Annotated in this window: 2 protein-coding genes; both read left to right on the top strand. The window is 71.1% G+C overall.

Annotation, left to right across the window (positions count from 1 at the left end):
- Nucleotides 1–848 (top strand): sugar phosphate isomerase/epimerase (locus ABZU46_RS31520; protein WP_354863338.1); only part of this gene is annotated, 848 nt, incomplete at its 5' end.
- A gap of 20 nt (nucleotides 849–868) precedes the next feature.
- Nucleotides 869–3016: PQQ-dependent sugar dehydrogenase (locus tag ABZU46_RS31515; protein WP_354863337.1), on the top strand; the 2148-nt coding region annotated here is incomplete at its 3' end.

The raw sequence follows: 3016 nt of genomic DNA, 5'->3' as shown, positions 1-3016 counted from the left end.
CGAACGCCGCGCCGGCAGGCGACACCGCCGCCCGGGGCCAGTCCCACGGCCGGCGTCGGGTGCCGGTGGACCGCATCAGCATCCAGCTCTACACCGTGCGTGACCAGCTCGCCGCCGATCTGCCGGGCACCCTGACCGCCCTGCGGCGCATCGGTTACCGGCGGGTGGAGCACGCCGGCTTCGTGGGGCGTACGGCGGCGGAGTTCCGGGCCGCGCTCGACGCGGCCGGGCTGCGCGCCACGTCCGGGCACACCGGCATCCCGCAGCCGTTCGACGCCGCCACCTGGGAACGTGCCCTCGCGGACGCCAACACGGTGGGCTGCAAGAAGATCGTCCACCCGTACTTCGGTCGGGACGCCCAGGGGCGTCCGTACCGGGACCCCGCCGTCTACCGTGCCCTGGCCCGGGATCTCAACCAGGCGGGCCGGCTGGCCGAGCGCGCCGGGCTCGATTTCGGCTACCACAACCACCAGTTGGAGTTCGTGCCGCTGACCGACGGCTCAACCGGCTTCGAGATCCTCACCGGGCAGACCGATCCCCGGCTGGTCCACTTCGAACTCGACCTGTACTGGACCTGGCGGGGCGCACACGACCCGGTCGACGTGATCCGGGCCAACCGCGGCCGGATCCGCCAGGTGCACGTCAAGGACCTGGACGTCGAGGGCGGCTTCGCGGACCTGGGCGACGGCGTCATCGACTTCGGCCGGATCTTCGACCACGAGCGGGAGGCGGGCATCGAGGAGTACATCGTGGAGCGCGACGACGCGGGCACCCCGCCGCGCGCCCCCGCCGACGCCCTTGACACCGCCCGGGTCGGCTTCGACTACCTCGCCGCACTCCGGTACTGACCACCTCGGGGGACTACCTGATGATGAACCGGACCGCTTTCCTGTCCGCCCTGCTCCTGGTGTCGGCCGGCCTGGTCGCGCCGACGACGGCGGCAGCCGCCGCGCCGGCGGCCCCGCCGCCGGACAGCAGCTTCCAGAAGGTGACGCTCAACGACTTCCCCGGCGAGCCGATGATCCTCGCCGTCCTGCCCGACCTGCGGGTGCTGCACACCTCCCGGACCGGCGAGGTCCGCATCCACGACCCGCGCACCGGGCTGAACACCATCGCCGCCGACATCCCGGTTTACGAGCACGACGAGGAGGGGTTGCAGGGCGTCGCCATCGACCCGAACTTCGCCCAGAACAAGTGGGTGTACCTCTACTACTCGCCGCCGCTGGACACGCCGGTGGACGACCCGGCGACCCCCGACGTCAACGAGGGGGACGCGCCGGCGGTCGGCACCGAGGCCGACTGGCAGCGGTTCCGGGGCGCGCTGCGGCTGTCCCGGTTCAAGCTGGACGGGATGAAGCTGAACCTCGCCAGCGAGCAGCAGATCATCGACGTGCCGACCGATCGGGGCATCTGCTGCCACGTCGGCGGCCAGATCGACTTCGACAGCAAGGGCAACCTGTACCTGTCGACCGGTGACGACACCAACCCGTTCGCCTCCGACGGCTACGTCCCGATCGACGAGCGGGCCGACCGCAACCCGGCGTACGACGCCCAGCGCACCGCGGCCAACACCAACGACCTGCGCGGCAAGCTGCTGCGCATCAAGGTGAAGGCCGGTGGCGGTTACACGGTGCCGGCCGGCAACCTGTTCAAGCCGGGCACGGCGCAGACCCGCCCGGAGATCTACGCGATGGGGCTGCGCAACGCGTTCCGGTTCGCCGTCGACCGGCGTACGGACAACGTGTACCTGGGCGACTACTCCCCCGACGCCTCCACCGCGAACCCGGCGCGCGGGCCGGCCGGACACGGCCGGTGGATGCTGATCGACAAGCCGGCGAACTACGGCTGGCCGTACTGCGTGACGCCGACGATCGCCTACCGCGACTACGACTTCGCCACCGGCGAGTCCGGTCCGAAGTTCAACTGCAAGCGACCGGTCAACGACTCACCGCACAACACCGGCAAGCGGCAACTGCCGCCGGTCCAGGCCCCGCAGGTCTGGTACGCGGCCGCCGCCTCGGCCGAGTTCCCGCAGCTGGGCACCGGCGGCATCGCCCCGATGGGCGGCCCAGCGTACGACTACGACGGGACCAGCACGTCGCGTACCCGGTGGCCGGCCTACTACGACGGGGTGCCGCTGTTCTACGAGTGGACCCGGGACTACATCAAGGAGTTCCGCCTCGACTCCGACGGGGACGTGCAGGACATCCGGCCGGTGGCGCCGTCGCTGGTGGTGGACAACCCGATGGACATGGAGTTCGGTCCGGACGGCGCGCTCTACGTGCTGGAGTACGGGGACGGCTACTTCGCCGAGAACCCGGACGCCCAGCTGTCCCGGATCGACTTCGTCCGCGGCAACCGGACGCCGATCCCGAAGATCAGCGGTACCCCGACCGTCGGGCAGGCCCCGCTGACCGTCGCGTTCTCCAGCGCCGGCACCACCGACCCGGACGGTGACAAGCTGAGCTACGCGTGGGACTTCAACGCGGACGGCTCGGTGGACAGCACCGACGCCAACCCGACCTGGACGTTCCAGGAGAACGGCTCGTACACGCCGACGCTGAAGGTGACCGACCGCACCGGGCGGTCCGCCTCGGCGACCCTGCCGCTGCTGGTCGGACCGACCGCGCCGATCATCGAGTTCGTCGCCCCGGTGGCCGGGCAGCCGTTCCAGTTCGGGCAGACCGTCGCGTACGAGGTGAAGGTCACCGACGACCTGCCGGTGGACTGCTCCCGGGTGAAGGTCACCTACGTGCTCGGGCACGACCAGCACGGGCACCCGCTCTCCACGGCGACGGGGTGCTCCGGGACGATCCCCACCTTCGTGGACGGTGGGCACAGCGGGGCGGACAATCTCACCGCGGTCTTCGTCGCCGAGTACACCGACGCGCCGACGGAGCCCGGTGTGCCGCCGCAGACCGCCACGGCGACGGTCGTGCTGGATCCCACCCCGGTGGCCGGCCTGGACTGGAGCAGGTGCACCGTCGTCATGATCAGGTCGTCGAAGTCCAGCGCG

It is taken from the genome of Micromonospora sp. NPDC005197, assembly GCF_040608295.1.
Taxonomy (GTDB): domain Bacteria; phylum Actinomycetota; class Actinomycetes; order Mycobacteriales; family Micromonosporaceae; genus Micromonospora.
The sequence above is the reverse complement of the archived record's forward strand: the minus strand, read 5'-3'. Positions and strand labels throughout refer to the sequence as shown.